This is a genomic window from Hallerella succinigenes, assembly GCF_002797675.1.
Taxonomy (GTDB): domain Bacteria; phylum Fibrobacterota; class Fibrobacteria; order Fibrobacterales; family Fibrobacteraceae; genus Hallerella; species Hallerella succinigenes.
Map to the genome: position 1 here is coordinate 1,498,708 of NZ_PGEX01000001.1, position 17,882 is coordinate 1,516,589.

At 48.6% G+C, this 17,882-nt stretch carries 17 protein-coding genes; 8 read left to right on the forward strand and 9 right to left on the reverse strand.

Features of this window, described 5'->3' with window-relative positions; all coding sequences use genetic code 11:
* Positions 1-101: 101 nt before the first annotated feature.
* The 7 genes from BGX16_RS06780 to BGX16_RS06805 all read left to right on the forward strand — a co-directional run bounded on the left by BGX16_RS06780 (position 102) and on the right by BGX16_RS06805 (position 5,679).
* Entirely contained in the window at positions 102-2,579 is a 2,478-nt protein-coding gene (locus BGX16_RS06780; protein WP_100425370.1) for a glycogen/starch/alpha-glucan phosphorylase, read from the forward strand.
* Positions 2,580-3,281: 702 nt separating this feature from the next.
* Complete coding sequence (locus tag BGX16_RS14600; protein ID WP_157797921.1) at positions 3,282-3,434, forward strand: hypothetical protein; 153 nt, start codon at positions 3,282-3,284, stop codon at positions 3,432-3,434.
* 146 nt (positions 3,435-3,580) lie between these two features.
* Positions 3,581-4,228 (forward strand): hypothetical protein, encoded by a 648-nt coding sequence (locus BGX16_RS06785; RefSeq protein WP_100425371.1) that lies wholly within the window; start codon positions 3,581-3,583, stop codon positions 4,226-4,228.
* A 135-nt stretch (positions 4,229-4,363) separates the two neighbouring features.
* Positions 4,364-4,654, forward strand: coding sequence for a DUF7724 family protein (locus tag BGX16_RS06790; protein WP_100426784.1), 291 nt, complete (start codon positions 4,364-4,366; stop codon positions 4,652-4,654).
* Entirely contained in the window at positions 4,635-4,868 is a 234-nt protein-coding gene (locus BGX16_RS06795) for a DUF7723 family protein (RefSeq protein ID WP_100425372.1), read from the forward strand. Before BGX16_RS06790 ends, BGX16_RS06795 begins: the two co-directional genes overlap by 20 nt.
* Complete coding sequence (locus tag BGX16_RS06800; protein WP_100425373.1) at positions 4,868-5,152, forward strand: DUF4160 domain-containing protein; 285 nt, start codon at positions 4,868-4,870, stop codon at positions 5,150-5,152. The genes BGX16_RS06795 and BGX16_RS06800 overlap by 1 nt, the downstream gene beginning before the upstream one ends.
* A 308-nt stretch (positions 5,153-5,460) precedes the next feature.
* Entirely contained in the window at positions 5,461-5,679 is a 219-nt protein-coding gene (locus BGX16_RS06805; RefSeq protein ID WP_100425374.1) for a hypothetical protein, read from the forward strand.
* A gap of 600 nt (positions 5,680-6,279) precedes the next feature.
* Here the strand turns inward: BGX16_RS06805 and BGX16_RS06810 are convergent.
* The 8 genes from BGX16_RS06810 to BGX16_RS06845 all read right to left on the reverse strand — a co-directional run bounded on the left by BGX16_RS06810 (position 6,280) and on the right by BGX16_RS06845 (position 16,022).
* On the reverse strand, positions 6,280-7,047 hold the full coding sequence (locus BGX16_RS06810) for an arginase family protein (protein ID WP_157797922.1): 768 nt from the start codon (positions 7,045-7,047) through the stop codon (positions 6,280-6,282).
* Positions 7,048-7,059: 12 nt separating this feature from the next.
* Complete coding sequence (locus tag BGX16_RS06815) at positions 7,060-9,198, reverse strand: ATP-dependent helicase (RefSeq protein ID WP_100425376.1); 2,139 nt, start codon at positions 9,196-9,198, stop codon at positions 7,060-7,062.
* 6 nt (positions 9,199-9,204) lie between these two features.
* Complete coding sequence (locus tag BGX16_RS06820) at positions 9,205-10,212, reverse strand: polyprenyl synthetase family protein (RefSeq protein WP_100425377.1); 1,008 nt, start codon at positions 10,210-10,212, stop codon at positions 9,205-9,207.
* Positions 10,213-10,220: 8 nt separating this feature from the next.
* On the reverse strand, positions 10,221-12,131 hold the full coding sequence (gene gyrB / locus BGX16_RS06825; RefSeq protein WP_100425378.1) for a DNA topoisomerase (ATP-hydrolyzing) subunit B: 1,911 nt from the start codon (positions 12,129-12,131) through the stop codon (positions 10,221-10,223).
* 24 nt (positions 12,132-12,155) lie between these two features.
* Positions 12,156-12,476, reverse strand: coding sequence for a DciA family protein (locus BGX16_RS06830; protein WP_100425379.1), 321 nt, complete (start codon positions 12,474-12,476; stop codon positions 12,156-12,158).
* Positions 12,473-13,258, reverse strand: coding sequence for an MlaE family ABC transporter permease (locus BGX16_RS06835; protein ID WP_100425380.1), 786 nt, complete (start codon positions 13,256-13,258; stop codon positions 12,473-12,475). The genes BGX16_RS06830 and BGX16_RS06835 overlap by 4 nt, the downstream gene beginning before the upstream one ends.
* 1 nt (position 13,259) lies before the next feature.
* The gene (locus BGX16_RS06840) at positions 13,260-15,074 is read right to left on the reverse strand and encodes a S41 family peptidase (protein WP_241899485.1); all 1,815 of its coding nucleotides are present in this window, start codon (positions 15,072-15,074) and stop codon (positions 13,260-13,262) included.
* Between the two features lie 123 nt (positions 15,075-15,197).
* Positions 15,198-16,022, reverse strand: a complete 825-nt coding sequence (locus BGX16_RS06845; RefSeq protein WP_100425381.1) for a sigma-70 family RNA polymerase sigma factor — start codon at positions 16,020-16,022, stop codon at positions 15,198-15,200.
* Between the two features lie 181 nt (positions 16,023-16,203).
* Here BGX16_RS06845 and BGX16_RS06850 point away from each other — a divergent pair, with 181 nt between their 5' ends.
* Positions 16,204-17,436: a sensor histidine kinase gene (locus BGX16_RS06850; RefSeq protein WP_100425382.1), complete on the forward strand. Its 1,233-nt coding sequence runs from the start codon at positions 16,204-16,206 to the stop codon at positions 17,434-17,436.
* A gap of 82 nt (positions 17,437-17,518) precedes the next feature.
* On the opposite strand, the gene rplT is transcribed toward BGX16_RS06850, so the two are convergent.
* On the reverse strand, positions 17,519-17,872 hold the full coding sequence (gene rplT, locus BGX16_RS06855; protein ID WP_100425383.1) for a 50S ribosomal protein L20: 354 nt from the start codon (positions 17,870-17,872) through the stop codon (positions 17,519-17,521).
* Positions 17,873-17,882 lie beyond the last annotated feature (10 nt).

Below are 17,882 nucleotides of genomic sequence, written 5' to 3' on the forward strand. Positions count from 1 at the left end.
TGAGATTTTACTGACAATTTGTTGTGGATTTTTCCAAAAAAAAGAAAATTTTTTGCTAGTATTTATGTAAACAAATCGTTTCACTTTAAATAGGCGGAAACATGGCAAAAAAAGAAAAGGCAAAGACCAATCTTGAAGTTTTGGGCAATACCGTGGAAGCTTTCAAGAAGGCTTTTGACGATCACATTCATCATACGCTCGCCCGTGACGAACATACGGTGACGAAGCATGAAAAGTTTTTGGCGGTCGCTTACTCCGTTCGTGACCGCTTGATTGACCGCTGGATCAAGACCCAGGAAACCTACTATGAAAAGGACGTCAAGCGCGTCTATTACCTCTCCCTCGAATTCTTGATCGGTCGTACGCTCGGCAACTCCGTGTTGAACCTCGACGTGGAAAAGGCTGTGGAAGAAGCTGTCGATGAACTCGGCATGACTCTTGAAGAACTTCGTGAAGAAGAAGTCGACGCAGGTCTCGGTAACGGTGGTCTCGGTCGTCTCGCCGCTTGCTTCCTCGACTCCATGGCAACTCTCGAACTGCCGGCTACGGGTATGGGCATTCGTTACGAATACGGTATGTTCAACCAGAAAATCAAGGACGGTCAGCAGGAAGAACTTCCGGACAACTGGCTCCGTCTTCCGAACCCGTGGGAAATCGCCCGTCCGGCAAACTCGATCAAGGTTCCGTTCGGCGGCTACGTCATTTCTTGGACCGACGAAAAGGGCAAGCTTCGCAACCGTTGGGAAACGAAGGACTACGTGATCGCTCTCCCGTACGATACCCCGATTCCGGGTTACCGCAACAACACGGTGAACAACCTCCGCCTTTGGAGCGCTCAGAGCGCCGACGAATTCGGCCTCGCTTACTTCAACAACGGTGACTACCTCGCCGCCGTGCAGGACATGGAACTCTCCGAAACGATTTCGAAGGTTCTGTATCCGAACGACACTTCCGTGAACGGTAAGATCCTCCGTCTCCGTCAGCAGTACTTCCTCTGCTCCGCTTCCTTGCAGGACATTGTCCGTCGCTTCAAAAAATCTCACGAAGGCGAATGGAAGCTTTTCCCAGAAAAGGTTGCTATTCAGTTGAACGACACGCACCCGGCAATCTCCATTGCGGAACTCATGCGCATTCTCCTTGACGAAGAAGGTCTTGAATGGGATGAAGCATGGGACATCACGACGCACACGTTCGCTTATACGAACCATACGCTCATGCCGGAAGCTCTTGAAAAATGGCCGGTCAGTTTCTTCGAAAAGCTCCTCCCGCGTCACCTTCAGATCATTTACGAAATCAACTCCCGCTTCCTTGCCAAGGTCGCTCTCAAGTGGCCGGGCGACACCGCTCGCCTCACCCGCATGTCCTTGATCCAGGAAGGCAACGAAAAGATGATCCGCATGGCGTACCTGTCCATCGTCGGCTCTTTTGCTGTCAACGGTGTTGCGGCTCTCCACAGTGATTTGCTCAGGACGAGCCTCTTCAAGGACTTCTACGAATTCTGGCCGGAAAAGTTCAACAACAAGACGAACGGTGTGACACCGCGTCGTTGGGTTCGCAAGGCTGACCCGGCAATGTCTGAACTCGTCTCTTCCAAGATCGGCGACGGCTGGGTCAAGGATCTCGACGAAATCAAGAAGCTCGAAAAGTTCGCTGACGATGCCAAGTTCCGCAAGCAATTCCTGGCGGTGAAGCTTGAAAACAAGAAGCGCCTCGCCGCTTACCTCAAGCGCACTCAGAACGTGGATGTCAACGTGAATACTTTGTTCGACATCCAGGTGAAGCGTATCCACGAATACAAGCGTCAGCTGTTGAACATTCTTCACGCCATTCACCTTTACCTTGAAATCAAGGACGGCAAGAAGATCACTCCGCGTACGATTATGATCGGCGGTAAGGCGGCTCCGGGTTATTGGATGGCCAAGCAGATCATCCGTCTTGCAAACGCCGTGAGCGCGATTATCGACAGCGATCCGGATTGCAAGGGCAAGCTCCAGATGGTGTTCCTCGAAAACTACCGCGTGAGCTTTGCAGAAAAGATCATCCCGGCTGCAGAACTCTCCGAACAGATTTCTACAGCAGGTACGGAAGCTTCCGGTACCGGCAACATGAAGTTCGCGATGAATGGCGCTCTCACCATCGGTACTCTTGACGGCGCGAACGTAGAAATGCGTGAAGTCATTGGCGCCGACAACTTCTTCCTCTTTGGTCTTACCGTGGAAGAGGTTCAGGACATTCTCGCCAAGGGTTACCGCCCGCGTGATTACTACGAAAAGGACGATGACCTCCGTCGCGTTCTCGACCTCATCACGAGCGGTTTCTTCTGCCCGGACCATCCGGAATCCTTCCGCCCGATCGTCGACAAGCTCCTTTCGAGCGACCCGTTCCTTCTTCTTGCCGATTACCGTTCCTACATCGAATGCCAGGAACAGGTGGCAAAGGCTTACGAAGATCAGGATAAGTGGGCCAAGATGGCGATCCTCAACGTGGCTCGCATGGGCAAATTCAGCTCTGACCGTACCATTGATGAATACGCGAAGGAAATTTGGCACGCGAAGGCTTGCCCGATTTCCCTCAAGTAAGGGCTTTCGAAAGCTTGAAAAAGACTCCTCCGTTCGGGGGAGTCTTTTTTGTGGGCTTTGAATTGTTAGTGAAAGGATTGTTCGTGGAATCGTACAGAAAAAGGCTTTCGGAGCGGCCTGAAGAAAAAATACAGTGGGGGTACGATCATTTATCCATTTTTGCATCACACAATTAATATCTAGTATAGTCTATCTACCAAATATCCGTTGAATCAAAATACACAGGATAGTCTCTATCAACGGGATCTATTTTGCATTCAATGACCGGAACCTCTGTCTGGCCGATTTGAAATGCAGGGACTTCCAGAGTCGTTAAAAATATTCAAGTCTCTATTTCGTGGAAGCCACAGGGAATCTTGTCCTTTTAAATAAAAAGGCTTAGAAGTAGGGAATACCTTAGGAGCCCATGTCATTTTCAAAGACTTATACATGACCTGTCTAAATGGCGGTAATAGCTTATAATGAATTTCTTTTCCACGCCTCTTAACAGAGTATGGCTTGCTCTCGATGCTCCATGCGGTCGTGATGCGCTTTGATTCTCTGCGCGAAATAGAGGCGTCCGCGCTGACATTCGTGAACAGGATGCCGCATCTGCGAATGGGCTCGTACCAAATCGGAGCACTCTGGGGGATGCCAACGCAAAAAGGAGGGAGTCGATCTTTGGAGACAACAATTTCATGCCGAAGCACGCGAACTTGGACGATGGTGACGTTCGTCTTTCACAAGGACGGCACGACGCACAGGGCGAGGATCGTTTCGTATGTTGAAACCAAGACATCCGGAAGGGGATGCAAGGGGCAGGAAGTCCAGCTCTTGACGAACAGCTTCGACCTCGATCAAGATCCCGTTTTTTAGGGAGGGGCTTGCAACGGCAAAATAAAAGTCTAGACCGTACAAATTCTAGGGCCTAGACGTTTTCGACGATTTACCCGGGCACTAATAATTTTTAATATTTTTTTATCAAACTAATAAAAAATATTAATAGTAGAAAAGGAGCTTGTATGAGAAAATTGAAACTTGCTTTGGCGTTTGCTTCAGCCTGTGCGCTTTTGCTAGGTTGTGCTGCACCGCGTTCTGTGATGGATCAGGGGTGGACGCAGAAACCAGCGAATGTCAAGGTCGTTTTCACGGAACCGTTTATTGCAAACCCGAAAGATTTACAAGACGATTTGCCTGATTATGTAAATAACTTCTCGGATTGGTACAAGGCTCAATTGGACTCTAATTTTGCTTCCCAGACGACTGGCGTTCAATATTTCGTGGAAAAAATTTCTCAGGATAAGGTTAAGTTCGAAGCTGCCGCTGTGAATGGCGTGAATATCAAGGTCCCAAAGATTGAGGAAATGGACAATCAAGCTGATGTCTATCTTGTTATAAATGATATTTGGATTGGTCGTGTTGAATCCGGGACGACGTGCTCAACGGGTGCTGGTGGTGGTGTTGGTATGGGCATGACTTGTACACAAAATAAGGATTTTACAGGCAAGGGTAATTTTGCTTACTTTGACGCTAAGACGGGCAAGAGGCTTGGATATGGAGATATTGAGGCTAAATCCAGCTACACGTTTACCGTTTCGCAGAGTGATTGGCTGAACGTTATGACACAAACTGTTGCGACGATGCTGGAAAACACACCGATTAAGAAATAATTTTGGAAGGGCCGCTGCTCCTCAAAATACAGAACCCAATGGTTGCTGTGGTGGCTTAGGTGTCGTAGAAACTAATTCAAATGCTTTGTTTTTTCCAAAGGTCGCCCCAGCGGCCTTTTTATGTATATTAGCGGTATGGTCAATTCAAAGGCGCTCCTGTCGAATGACGGGGAGTACATATCTTTCTCGTTTAACGGACGGACAATCCGGTTCAAGGGCCCGTATAGTCTTGTTCGGATAGCGAGGGTCAAGGAATGGGACAACGGCTACCTTGTGGTCGATGCCGTCTATAGCCATAGCCAGGATAAGCTTGTCGAAGATTATATTGACATGGTTCCGATACTGGAAAACCTTTATATTGATCCGAAGCTTTTCTTGAAACCGATAAAGTCCGTTGAGGTGGAAAATGTCCGAGCTACAGCTTAAAGAGATTGCCGACAACGCAGACATGATTATCGCAAACTATTCGTTTACCGTTATGGAAAACGGCGACATCAAGATACTTTATCTAAGCAATCCTGACCAAGCCTGTGTGCTCAACAAAGATGGCGACATGATAATGTCTTCGATGGATGATGGCCGCCTCGCTCTTGTACAAGCCTATTATTTGAAAAACAAGGACTTGATTGGTAAAGACTGATGCCGAAGTATTTCCCTTTCAAAATCGCGGGCTACTATCTCTATTTCACGATGGCGTGTATCGTCGAATGTATCCACGCACACGCGAGCGATTCGAAACTGACAGAAACGGGCTCTGCGAAACTTGTCATCAAGTCGGATGGTGATACGATTGTCCAAAAACGCGGGACGCTTTCCGATAAAGAACTTGCGATTATCCAGAAATACATCAAGAACAACTATCTGACGATGTTCGAGATGTGGTCGCAGTATTCGGAACATGGATTCTTCGGCGAAAATAAATAGTTTTACAGATCCTGCCTGAAAATTTCCCATGTTTGGAGAGGTATGCCTATCGAGTTCACACAATATCCTCCGCAGGAGAATACGGGAATACAAGCCAAGGAACTTCGTGCGGTATACGGACTCTGTGGGGGTGGCCCGACACGGTGAAGGCCGTCATCCCGCTGCCGCATGGACTCGAAACAAATAACTACGATGAGTTTTGAAAGGTTTGTTGTCAAACCTGCTGAAAAATAAACGAGACGACTTGGAATGGAATTTCTAAAACACTTGAGGTTGAAGGAAAGGCGGCTAAGTATACGTTAGATGGTATGTCTGTTGTTTATCCGGCAGCAAAGCCTGCAGTTGTGGTTCTAGATGCTTTGAATGGTTATTTACAAAATGGCTCCGAGGGTGCTCTTACAGCATTTGCTTGTGATGCGGTGTTAAGTGTTAAAGACGCTAGAATGTTGCGTGAAGTAGATAGGTCATTTGATCAAAAAATGATTGACTATCCCACAGCTCCTTCAGATAATACAGATGTGAAATAATTGATATGTCTTTTATAGTATTTGTCCTATTTTTTTGCTTCTAATAGACGCTTTGATTACAAAAAACAAAGCTTGGGTGGAGTCCTGTTGTGACAAAAAAGGATAGTCCAAAAACGTATAAACTTTATTTAATTTTCTATTTGTTTGTTATATTGTTTTCTCTTCTTTGTATGATTGGCATATTTGAAACTACCTCATAAAAAATTTTTAGAATTATGCAAGGTCGCCCCAGGCGACCTTTTCCGATACGATTCCAAGGAAAACTGATTGCGAATTTCTCCAAGGGTTTGACAATTTCCTTTGATTGAATAGGAACGCCTATGCAGGCCCGCTGTAGAAAGTGACCAACGCATTTAAAAAACCTTTAGACAAGGTCAATCGTTTTATGTATCCGTTTTTATTATATTCACAATATGTTTGGCAAGTACAAAATTCCGTACGTAAATATGTGTATAAGGCTTTTTGCCAAACACTTCCAACTCCCGTTGCAGAATGCGGATGGATACTTTTTTTCTAGATTCCCCAAATTTTCAGGATTTTAAAATGGCTTATGACTCCACAGCATTATCGAATTGATTGGAAATACTCCGCTTGTCCGCATCAACAAATGGAACGAACGGGTTGATACCGGGAAAAGAATTTTACCAATTCGCCATTGACGCGGTCGCTTTCCGCTTCGTACAGAAGAACCTGTTCTTCATCTTGTTCGGAAGGTTCTCCGCAAATGTCGACGCCTAAAACCTTTCCCTTTTCAAAAATCTTAGAAAGAATCTTGAACAGGTTTTGCAAGGTAAAGCTGCCCCCGTCCCAATTCGTGTGCACGATCTTTTCGAGTAGAACATCCTTGTCGATTGAAATGTAAATCGGGTACTTGAAAAAATCCTTGTCAAAGGTAAAGAGGTGGGCGAAATCCGGATGGATGCATTCGCCTTGTTTTAAAATGTCCATTCGCGGCAAGTACTTGGAATCGATTTCTGAAACGTGATCGTCACCAACTCCAAGTAGAATCAATTTTTTCAGATTCGGATTTTTATCGAGAGAGGCTTTGATCCAATTGCCACAAGAAAGGATGCCGTCAAAGAGAGGATCCTTCATATCGGAGTGATGATCGAAAACGAGAAGCGTAAATGGTTCCTGGATGCGATCTGTCCAGAGCTTGCTCATGTAATGCGTGTTGCCCGAGTCGATAAAGTGCAGCCCGTGTAGCGGGAATGCGGAGATTTCCTTGCGCAGTTTGTTTTCGGTATCGGGATCGAGATAGCAGTCGGTTCCCTGCATTTCTTCGCAGTGGATCCATTGAAAATCGGGACCTTTGCAAAACTCTTGATCTTCGTAAATTCGGGTAAAGTTCATTATCACAGTTTGCATAGTCCCTCCGTTTTAAAGCCGCTCAAACTTGGCAGTAAACTGTAAATTTCGGGTGGTCTCAAGCTTATCAAATTGAATCACGTAACTCGAATTCTTGGCGTCGATTTCTAGGATAGTTCCTTCGCCAAAAACCGCATGTCGTATCCGGTCGCCGACAAAGAGCAGGTTCTGCAAGAGCTCCAACCGCTCGGTATCCTGCTGAATGTGCTGCAAGGCTTTCTTTTTCAAATCATCGGGAAGCGGACGTACAAATTCCAAGTTGTGTTCGCCCGCATCAAAGATGAATCGCGACGGGAATTTGCTCAGGTTCGCACTTCCACCGCCTTCGTTTTCCGAAAGGAATAACCTTTCCTTGGCACGGGTAAACGCTACATAGGCAATGCGGCGTTCTTCTTCCATCTCTTCTGCCGTCTCGATCTGTGCACTCGGGAATACACCTTCTTCAAGGCCTGTCACAAAGACAAATCGAAATTCTAAACCTTTGGCTGCGTGAATGCTCAAAAGTTTGACCGCGTTTTTGCGTTCTTCCTTGTCGAGGTTCCCATATAGCGCCACGCGCGAAAGGAACGTTTCTAAATTCTCGTCCGGATCTTTTGCCGCAAGTTCCGCGTTCTGCTTGAATTCCGCGATGTTGTCCAAACGATCCTGGTCCGCGTCCATGCGGATGAATTCCGTGTAGCCGGAAAGGTCTAGCACTTCGTCGAGAATGTCGTCGAGTTTTTTGTCGGCGATGCTTTTCTTTGTGGTGTTGATCGCGTGGATGTAGTTCTGAATGTTTGTGCCTTTGAAAACGGCGCTGTCCTGATTTTCGAGCAAGGCGTTCCAAAGCGAAATGCGATTGGCGTTTGCGTATTCTTTGAGGAACTGGATTTTCTTTTTACCGATTTTACGGCTAGGCACATTGATCGTTCGCAAAAAAGCGATGTCGTCTTGCGTCGTGAGCATGCGCAGGTAAGCGACGACATCTTTGATTTCACGGCGTTCGTAAAAAGAGACTCCCGAAAGAACACGGTAGGGAATCTTTCGCTGAATTAAAATTTCTTCTACTCCGCGAGAAAGAAAATGCGAACGGTACAGCACCGCGATATCGCTTAGGACCGCGCCCTGTTTCACGAGCGTCTGAATGCTATCTGCAATCCATTCCGTTTCGTCTTTTGGTGATTTGCTGTGAAAATAAAGAGGCTTTGCTCCGTTTGGGCGAACCGCGTTCAGTTCCTTGGGAAAGCGCAGTACGTTGTGCGAAATCAGCTCGTTTGACATCCGCAAAATCTGTGGCGTGCTGCGGTAATTTTCTGTGAGCACAATCGTCTTTGCGCTCGGATATTTTTTATCAAAGTCTAAAAACAGTCGAACATGGGAACCGCGCCAGGAATAAATCGTCTGATCGCTATCGCCCACAATAAAAAGGTTCTTGTGCTTTCCCGAAAGAATACGGGCGATCTTGTACTGCTTTTCGCTCACGTCCTGGAATTCATCAACCATCACATATTCAATTCGCTTTTCCCATTTTTCACGGGCGTCGGGGAAGTTCTCGAGAATGTACAGGGTAAAGTTGATCAGGTCGTTAAAGTCCAGGCCGTAGTTCTTTTTTTGCTCGTAGAGATAACGCAAGAAGATTTCGTTGTTCTTGTCTTTTTCCTTTTCAATGCACTGCTGCAATTCTTCGGCGGAAATCTGAATGAAACCGGAGATGTATCCCGGCGTGAATTTCTTCGCCTCTAAAACCTGGTCGATCGTCCGCTGCATCGTCGTGTCGCGGAGGGTAATCTTCATGTCGGCGAAAATGCGCTGGAGCATTTCCCGTTCATCTTCGGTATCGAGGATAATGAAATTTTTCGGGTAGCCGAGATGATGGATTTCTTCCTTCAAAAAACGCGTGCAGAAGGCGTGAATGGTACTGATGAAGCCCAAGTCCGCATCGCCGAGAATCGAACGCATTCGCGCCTTCATTTCGTTTGCGGCGCGGTTGGTAAAAGTCACCGTGAGGATATTTGCAGGAGAAATGCCGAGCTCTGAAACGAGATAGCAGTATCTGGCGGTTAAAGCTTTTGTTTTTCCCGTTCCGGCGCCTGCCATGACCCGCACATACCCTTCGGTTGTCTGTACAGCCGAAAGCTGTTCCGGGTTGAGTTTTGAAAGCAGGTCGTTCAAATTCGTTTAGTTACCGCGTTCCGCCATTGCATAGAGGAACGACTTGAGAGATGACGTGTGTTCCGTCATCGGCAGGGTATCGGCGATTTCCATCGCGTCTGCGATGTGCTGCAAGGCGGTTTCTTTTGCCTTGTCAAAAGCTTTGGCCTCTTCTAGACGCTTGCAAATTTCTTCGGCAACGCCCGGATCTGCGGCACGCTTCAAAAGAGCCTGGAGCGAGGCTTTTTCTTCGGTGGAAACGCTTTCAAAGTAATAGATCAACGGCAGGGTTACAAGACCGTTCGAAATATCGGTAAACTTTGCCTTGTCGAGATTCGTAGCCCCTATGCCGTAATCCAAAAGGTCATCGATAATTTGGAAGGCAAGGCCGAAATGCGTACCGATCTTTCCACAGGCTTCTATGCGTTCCGCATCAAAGCCTGCAATCGTCGCACCGATCTTTGCACTCGCTTCCACGAGGGCTGCGGTCTTTCCTTTGATGATCGCATTGTAGTCCGCTAACGGCAAATTCATATTACCCGTGTGATCGAGCTCGCTGATTTCGCCGACGATCAAACTATTCGCTGCCGAAGAAAGGATGAGAGGAATCTCACGGGACTCTTCGTCGATCACGCAACGCATCGCCTGCGAAAGAATGTAGTCGCCGATCAAAACGGCAACCTTGTTGCCCCATTCCACATGGGCTGTTCTTTCGCCACGGCGCATCGTCGTCTCATCGATGATGTCGTCGTGGACAAGGCTTGCCAAATGCAAAAGCTCAATGCCTGCGCAGGCATGTGCGATGCGAGATTCATCTGCAGGCGTTTCGCCTGAAGTCGCAATAAGAGCGAGAATCGTGGAACGGATTTTTTTACCCTTGCGGGCGATCAGCTTTGTCATGCGTTCCGAAACGCCCGCAGGTGCTGTGCGAGCGACTTCGGCGATGACTTCGTCGGATTTGTCGAGATAATTCTGAACTTGTCCCCGCACTGTAGACAGCACGGCTTGAAAAGACGGATGTTCGGCGGGATTCATGCTCACGATTAAACGTCCAAATCGTTGATGACTTTGTAAGCGTTGTCTTCGATGAACTTGCGACGCGGTTCCACGTCTTCGCCCATCAGCATGCTGAAGACGCTGTCCGCGAGAACGCCATCGTTCACGTGGCACTTCTTCATGATGCGGGTTTCCGGATTCATGGTCGTTTCGGCCAACTGTTCCGGGTTCATTTCACCAAGACCTTTGTATCGCTGGATTTCGTAATTCTTCTTTTCGTTGGCGTCGATGCTCGAAAGCTCGGCTTCGTCGAAGATGTACTTGATCGTCTTGCGGCCCTGTGCCAAGCGGAACAGAGGCGGCTGTGCGATAAAGACATATCCGCCGTCCACGAGAGGCTTCATGTAGCGGAAGAAGAACGTGAGAAGAAGAGTCTGAATATGGGAACCATCGACATCCGCATCGGTCATGATAATGACCTTGTGATAGCGGAGCTTTTCCAGCTTGAACTCGCTGCCGATGCCGCAGCCGAGTGCGTTCACCAAGTCCTGAATGGTGTCTGCATTCAGCACACGGTCAAGACCTGCTTTTTCCACGTTCAAAATTTTACCGCGGAGAGGAAGGATAGCCTGGAATTCACGACGACGACCCTGCTTTGCAGAACCGCCTGCAGAGTCACCTTCCACAATAAAGAGTTCGCACTTTGCCGGGTCGCGTTCACTGCAGTCTGCGAGCTTACCCGGAAGTCCGCCGCTTTCAAGGACGTTCTTTCTGCGGGCGAGGTTACGCGCCTTGTGAGCCGCTTCACGAGCGATGGCTGCGTTGTAAACCTTGTCCACGATCATCTTCACGATGTTCGGATTTTCGGCAAAGAATTCGTCAAGCTTTGTACCGAAGGCGGTGTTCACAAGACCTGCGACTTCGGAGTTGCCGAGACGACGCTTTGTCTGGCCTTCGAACTGCGGTTGTGGAATCTTGATCGAGATAACTGCGGTCAAGCCTTCGCGGATATCGTCCGCAGAAATCGCTGTGTCCTTTTTACCCTTCGGCAAAATTTCCTGAGCGTACTTGCCGATGATGCGGGTCATGGCGGTTTTGAAACCGGTGACGTGCGTACCTCCATCGTGCGTGTTCACGTTGTTCACAAAGCTAAAGAAGTTTTCTTGGTAACCATCGTTGTACCAAAGCGCGATGTCGAGCGGATAATTGCCCGCTTCCGTCGAAATGTGAATCGGTTCTTCGAACAAAGGCTTGCGGTGGGAATCCACAAACTTCACAAAGGCAGAGATGCCGCCCGGGAAGTGGAAGGAATCCTTCTTACCATCCGGAGTGCGTTCGTCGGTAAGCGTAATGCGGATACCGCTCATGAGGAAGGCGTATTCGCGGAACCGTTCTGCGAGAATGTCGTAATTGTATTCCGTTGCCGTAAAGATCGTTTCGTCCGGGTAGAATTCAATCGTTGTACCGGTAGAACCATCGGAGTATGTGCCGATATCCTTCTGCGGTCCAAGAGGATTGCCCTTCGAAAATTCCTGCTGCACAATGCGACCGTCGCGGCGGACCGTGACGATGTGCTTCTTGGAAAGTGCGTTCACGCAGCTCACGCCCACGCCGTGCAAACCAGCGGAGACCTTGTAAGAATTGCTGTCGAACTTACCGCCGGCGTGAAGCTTCGTCATCACGACCTGGATCGTTCCCACATGTTCCTTCGGGTGAATATCGATAGGAATGCCACGACCGTTATCGGTTACGCGGATGCCGTTGCCCGGCAAAATCGAAACTTCGATATGATCGCAGAATCCAGCGAGAGCTTCGTCGACCGAGTTGTCTACGACTTCCCAAACCAGATGGTGGAGGCCCACAGAGTCGGTAGAGCCGATGTACATTGCCGGACGGACACGAACAGCTTCAAGTCCTTCGAGAACGGTAATGCTCGAACCACTATATTCTTCAGCCATCAAAACCTCAAATATTCAATACAATTAAATAAAACGGATACCCTTGACGCGGGGTGCACCGAGGAGTCCGTTGCACCTATCAATAATAGCTTTTTTCTGATACGATGCCTCGTTCTTCCACACGGAATTACTGGCTTTTATCACGAGAATCCCGTCTTTCAAATCGGTGATTTTCAGGTGCTCCGTCAGGTGTTTCCCGAACAGCTTTTCGAAGTTCGAAAACAGGGTGAAAAGGTCCTGCTTTTGACCAATGTTACGCTGCGCTAAAACCTTCGCAAGCAACACGCTCGCGTGAGTCGGCTGGGGAGTTTTATGAAGCTTTGGATTGTTTTCTTCGGCACTCATACAAGCAACAATTTCGAAAGGGCGAAGCTCCCGATTAGGATGCTCGTCATGCCGGCGACGACCGTCGCCTTGGTGCTTTTTCCGACGCCTTCTGCGCCACTATGGGTGTTGTATCCAAAGAAACAGGCGTAGCTTGCTATGAAGTAGCCGTAGAGTGCCGCTTTGATTAGGCCCACGGCAAAGTCCCAATCTTCGTAGAACATACGCACGCCGTAGAAGAACGTCGAGAACGTGACTTCCTTGTAAAGCGCGGCCGTAGCGTAACCGCCGACGATACCGATGAAGATACTGATGATCGTCAGAACCGGAAGCATGATGATTGTTGCAATCAGGCGCGGGGCAAGTAAAAAGCGGTACGGATTTAATCCCAGAACATTGTAAGCGTCGAGCTGTTCTGTGACCGCCATCGTGCCAAGCTCCGAACACATCGAAGCGCCCACGCGGCCTGCGAGAACCATTGCCGTGAGAATCGGACAAAGTTCCACCATCACCGATTTGCCAACCGCCATACCGACGAACACAAGCGGAATCATATCGCCAAACTGGTAAGCGAGCTGCCACGCCATAATTGCGCCGGTCGCAAGGCTTGCCGCAAAGACGACGGGAATGCTCGTCACTCCGGTCACGTACATCTGTTCCACGATGGTGTGGAAGTTGTGAATGGTACTCGGACAGTTTTTGCCGAGTTCCCACATAAAAGCAAAATAGCCGCGGACAGAGTCAAAGAACTTGCGGACGTAATGTCCCAAGCTCTTTGCGGCAATGTCCATCAGTGAAAACATTTTACTTCTTTTTCTTCTTGTCGGACTTCGCAGGAGTCTTGGACGGGGCGCTGATGGTCTTCTTGTAAAGATCCATGTCCGAAAGATACTTGATAGCTTCGTTTACCTGAGCATCGCTCTTGAGAGTGAAAGCGGTGCTTGCGGAGTCGCCTTTCACCGCGGTCAAAAGTTCACGCTTAATCCCGTTCATGATGTATTCACGGTTGTCGTCAAACTGCTTTGTACGGTTGTCGTCCAAAGCCTTGCGCAGTGCAGAGACCTGCTTGTTCAAAGTCGTGTCGGAGAGCGTCTTCGAAGAGTCGCCCATAAAGTTCTGTTCGCGGATCAAATCCTTTTCCAGAATCTCAAGCGTTGCAATGGAATTGCTCTTGATCTTGGTGAAGTTCGTATCCTTCAGGCAGAAGTCCTTGAACTGTGTAAAGAGCGAATCCGGAACGACCCATTCGCCGTCGATCTTTGCACCGCTCTTTTCAAGGCTCGGACGCATCTTGACTGCGAACTTGAAGTACATCGCCATGCGTTCCTGAACCTGCACCACCCAAGGAATCGGATCGAGTTCCACGTCGACGTCTGGCGTGATACCGCCACCGCCGTACATCTTACGGCCTGCGTTGGTGAAGAACGTGTCGACCTTTGCCGTATCGGCTTCCGCCTTGACAGTCGTGTTTGCGGAAGCGTCTTCGCCTTCTTCTTCGGCAAGAGCTTCTTCTTCACGGATCTTCAAACCTTTGATTCCGTTTTCCGGCTTGTTGATGCAACGGCCGAACGGAAGGTAGTAGAAGGCGGTCGTGAGCTTCAAGGCGTAACCCTGATTGTCGAGCGGGAAGATCGTCTGCACGGAACCTTTACCGAAAGAGGTCTTGCCGATAATCAAACCGCGGTCCCAGTCCTGAATTGCGCCGGAAACGATTTCTGCAGCACTTGCAGAACCCTGGTTCACGAGAACGACCAACGGCACATCCTTCGGAACGATACCGTCCTTGCGGGCGCGGCTTTCGGTTGCTTGAGTGCGTCCGCGCGTTGAAACGATCGTGTTGCCCTTCGTCAAGAAGAGTTCGCCGATTTCCACGGCCTGGTTCAAAAGTCCACCCGGATTGTAACGCAAGTCGAGAATGAGCTTCTTCATGCCCTGCTTCTGGAGCATTTGAATCGCTTTGACAACTTCATCACGGGTCTTGAGCGAGAACGAGGCAAGCTTGATGTATCCGATGTCCTTCGTGAGCATGCCGCTATACGGAACTGCATGGACGACGATCTTTGCACGGGTAATCGTGAAATCCATGAGTTCGCTTACGCCGGAACGCGCAATGCTGATCGTCACATCGGTGCCGACTTTACCACGGAGCTTACCCACAGCTTCATCGAGAGTGAGGCCGCGCGTATCCTTGCCGTCGATTTTCATAATGCGGTCACCGGCACGAATGCCGAGACTGAACGCCGGAGTTCCCGCAAGCGGGGAAATCACCGTCAAAATTTCGTCACGCAAGCTAATCGTGATGCCGACGCCACCGAATTCCCCTTCGGTAGAAACCTTCAGGTCTTCGTAATCCTTGGGAGCAAAAACGGCGGTATGCGGATCCAAAATGTTTCGCATGCCCTGAATCGCAGCTTCGGAAACTTCCGCCGGATCCACATCTTCGACGTACTTCAGATTGACTTCCGAAAGGACCTTGTTCAAACGGGAGAGTTCTTCGTAAAAATCCCCCGGAGCCTTCTTTTCGGATTTAGAGGATGCCGCCAAGGCGACGCTAGCCGCAAGACCTGCAAAGGTGATCCCGCGGAAAATGCAACGAGCAAAAGACATTTTGGATTTCATATTCATAAAAATACAATTTCAAAAAAGAACGAAGCTTTAAAAAGGAGAAAACCCAGCCATATCGGCTGGGCTTCAAAGAAAGGAGAGAGATGAAACGTTTGGGTAAGGGGAACGGGACAGCGTTTATGCGGCGTCCAGCACCTGATTGATTTTCGTCGTGCGGAGCTTTGCCAAGGCTTTTTCCTTCACCTGGCGAACGCGTTCTTTCGAAAGTCCGACCATTTTGCCGATTTCCTTCAAGTTCAGGTCTGCATCCACATCCAGACCGTAATAAAGGCCAATCACCTTGTGTTCCTGATCGGTGAGGTTGTCCTTCAAAAGCAAATTGAGAGACGCCTGTTCGTTGTTCTTGGCGGCGAGGGCGTCGGTCGCATCTGCCGAAGACGCAATGCAGTCGCCAAGGGTCGAATCCCCATCGTCACCGACTGGCGAATCGAGGGATGCGGAACGGGCGCCCATCATCAAAATCTTTTCGATGTCCTTTGCCTTGTAACGGCTAGCGCCTTCGAGACTCTCCGGATCAATCGTCAAGCTTCCGCCTACGACCTGACGGGTCTTGGAGGAAACGCGGTTAAAGCGGCGAAGGACGAGTTCCTTTTCTGCGCTAATGCGGACAAGGCGAGCCTTTTCGGAAATGGCGCGGGTGATGTTTTGACGGATCCACCACACGGCGTAGCTGATAAACTTGATCTTTTGATTCGGATCGAAACGGCGAGCGGCTTCGATCAGGCCCATGTTGCCTTCGTTGATCAGTTCGTTCACATCGAGACCCTGGCCTTTGTAAAGGTTTGCGATGTTCACGACAAACTTCAAATTGGACTTGACGAGAAGATCCTGCGCGCGACGGTTACCCTTGGCGGAAAGTTCAATCAAAACCTTTTCCTGTTCACGGGTGAGAAGCGGATATTTAGCGATGTCATTCAAGTATTGGAAATAAATGGAATTCATCAGGACCTCTTTTAGTTTTGTAACATTCGATTCGTTACATTTGAAATCTAACGTTTCCAAAAATCGCAAGTGTCAGAAAGAGCCCTAGTTTTGGCAAAACCTTCATCGGTTTTCTGTCTATGTTTATCGGGTTTTTGTCATTTTTTTGTCATTTTAGGCTGAAAATCCCTATATTGACGGCATGTCAGATTCGATTTCAATAGAAAAGCTGAATGCAACCGATACTTCTATCGTCAGTTCTTTGGGTATGCCTTTGGGTAGAATTCCGAAGAGCCTCTTAAAGGAAAACTCAATTTCCGAAAAGTGGATCCGTGTGATGATGGGAATCTTCTTTCTATCGATCGGCTTGGTGGCGGCGGCCTCGACAATCGATAAAGGCGAGTATTCCTGGAAGGCGTATGTCGTTCCGATGGTCGTGACGGTGAACTTCCTTTGCGGTTTCTTTTTGAACCAAAGAATCTTGGTGCCGCGTTTTTATTTTGCCCGCCGAATCAAACTCTTTGTCTTCTTCAATTTCCTGTTTACGATCGCTTCGATTTTGATTCGCGATATTGCGATTTATCTCATGGGAACTGGCGCAGGCTGCGTTTATGAAGTCCTTGGAACGGGACGGTCTTTTTTGACGATTCTGAGTATTTTCGGTATTTTTATCGTGGTGACGGGGATCAACTGCGTTTTCAATGTGATGGTGCGCTTGGAAGGCATTCGCATGCAGGAGTCCTACATCCGCAAGCTCCAGGAAAACTTTATGTTGCAGGCGGACCTTACCTTCTTAAAGCAACAGCTTTCTCCGCATTTTCTTTTTAACACGCTGAACAATATTACGGCGCTCGTGGATATCGATCCGAAGCTCGCTCAAAAATCGATGGTGCGCCTATCGTCGCTCTTGCGCCAGGTTTTGCAAGAAACTCAGAAAAGAAGCGTGGCGATTGAAACGGAAGTCGATATTTTGCAAAAGTATTGCGAACTGGAAAAGCTCCGTTTTGGATCGAATGTGGAATTCTCTTTTGACGTGCGGTTGGAACATCCGGAGAAGAACGTGTCTCCGCTATTGATGATGCCCTTGGTGGAAAACGCAATCAAGTACGGAGTGCATCCTTCGCAAAAGAGCCGCATTGCGATTTCCATTTCGGAAAAGGAAGATGTTTTGCATTGCCATGTAGAAAACACGATTGTTCCCAAAGCTTCTTCGACACATGTGAAGAGCGGCATTGGACTTGCAAATTTACAACGCCGTCTGGAAGTTTGTTACCCGAACAGATACCAGTATTTAGCGAAAAAAGAAAATGGGGTTTATATCGCGGATCTTCAGATTTCGGTTAAGGACACTCCTCTTTCGTTTGCACAGACAATGGATCATGCAGAACGTGTTTTTAATTCTGTCGATGGATTTGAAAAGGCTGTTCACGGCTAGCGAACGTTTCCTTTGTTTGTGTTTAAAACAAAAATGCCCCGGTTGAAACCGGAGCATTTTTTTGAGAATCAATCTCTTCGGCTTAAGCCTGAGCCTTCACCTGCTTGACGACCGCGGCAAATGCTTCCGGATCGCTCACAGCGAGGTCAGCGAGAACCTTGCGGTTGATGCTGATGTTAGCCTTGCTGAGCAAGTGGATGAACTGGCTGTAGCTCAAATCAAATTCACGCACAGCGGCGTTCAAACGGGTGATCCACAAAGTGCGGAATGCACCTTTCTTGTCGCGACGATGAGCGTATGCGTATTGACCTGCATGGGCGACGGCGTCCTTGGCAAGGCGAAGGTTCGACTTGCGGCGGCCATAGTAACCCTTAGCAGCCTTGAGAATGTTCTTGCGGCGTGCGCGAGAAGGAACTCTAGTCTTAGAACGTGGCATTCTTACTTAC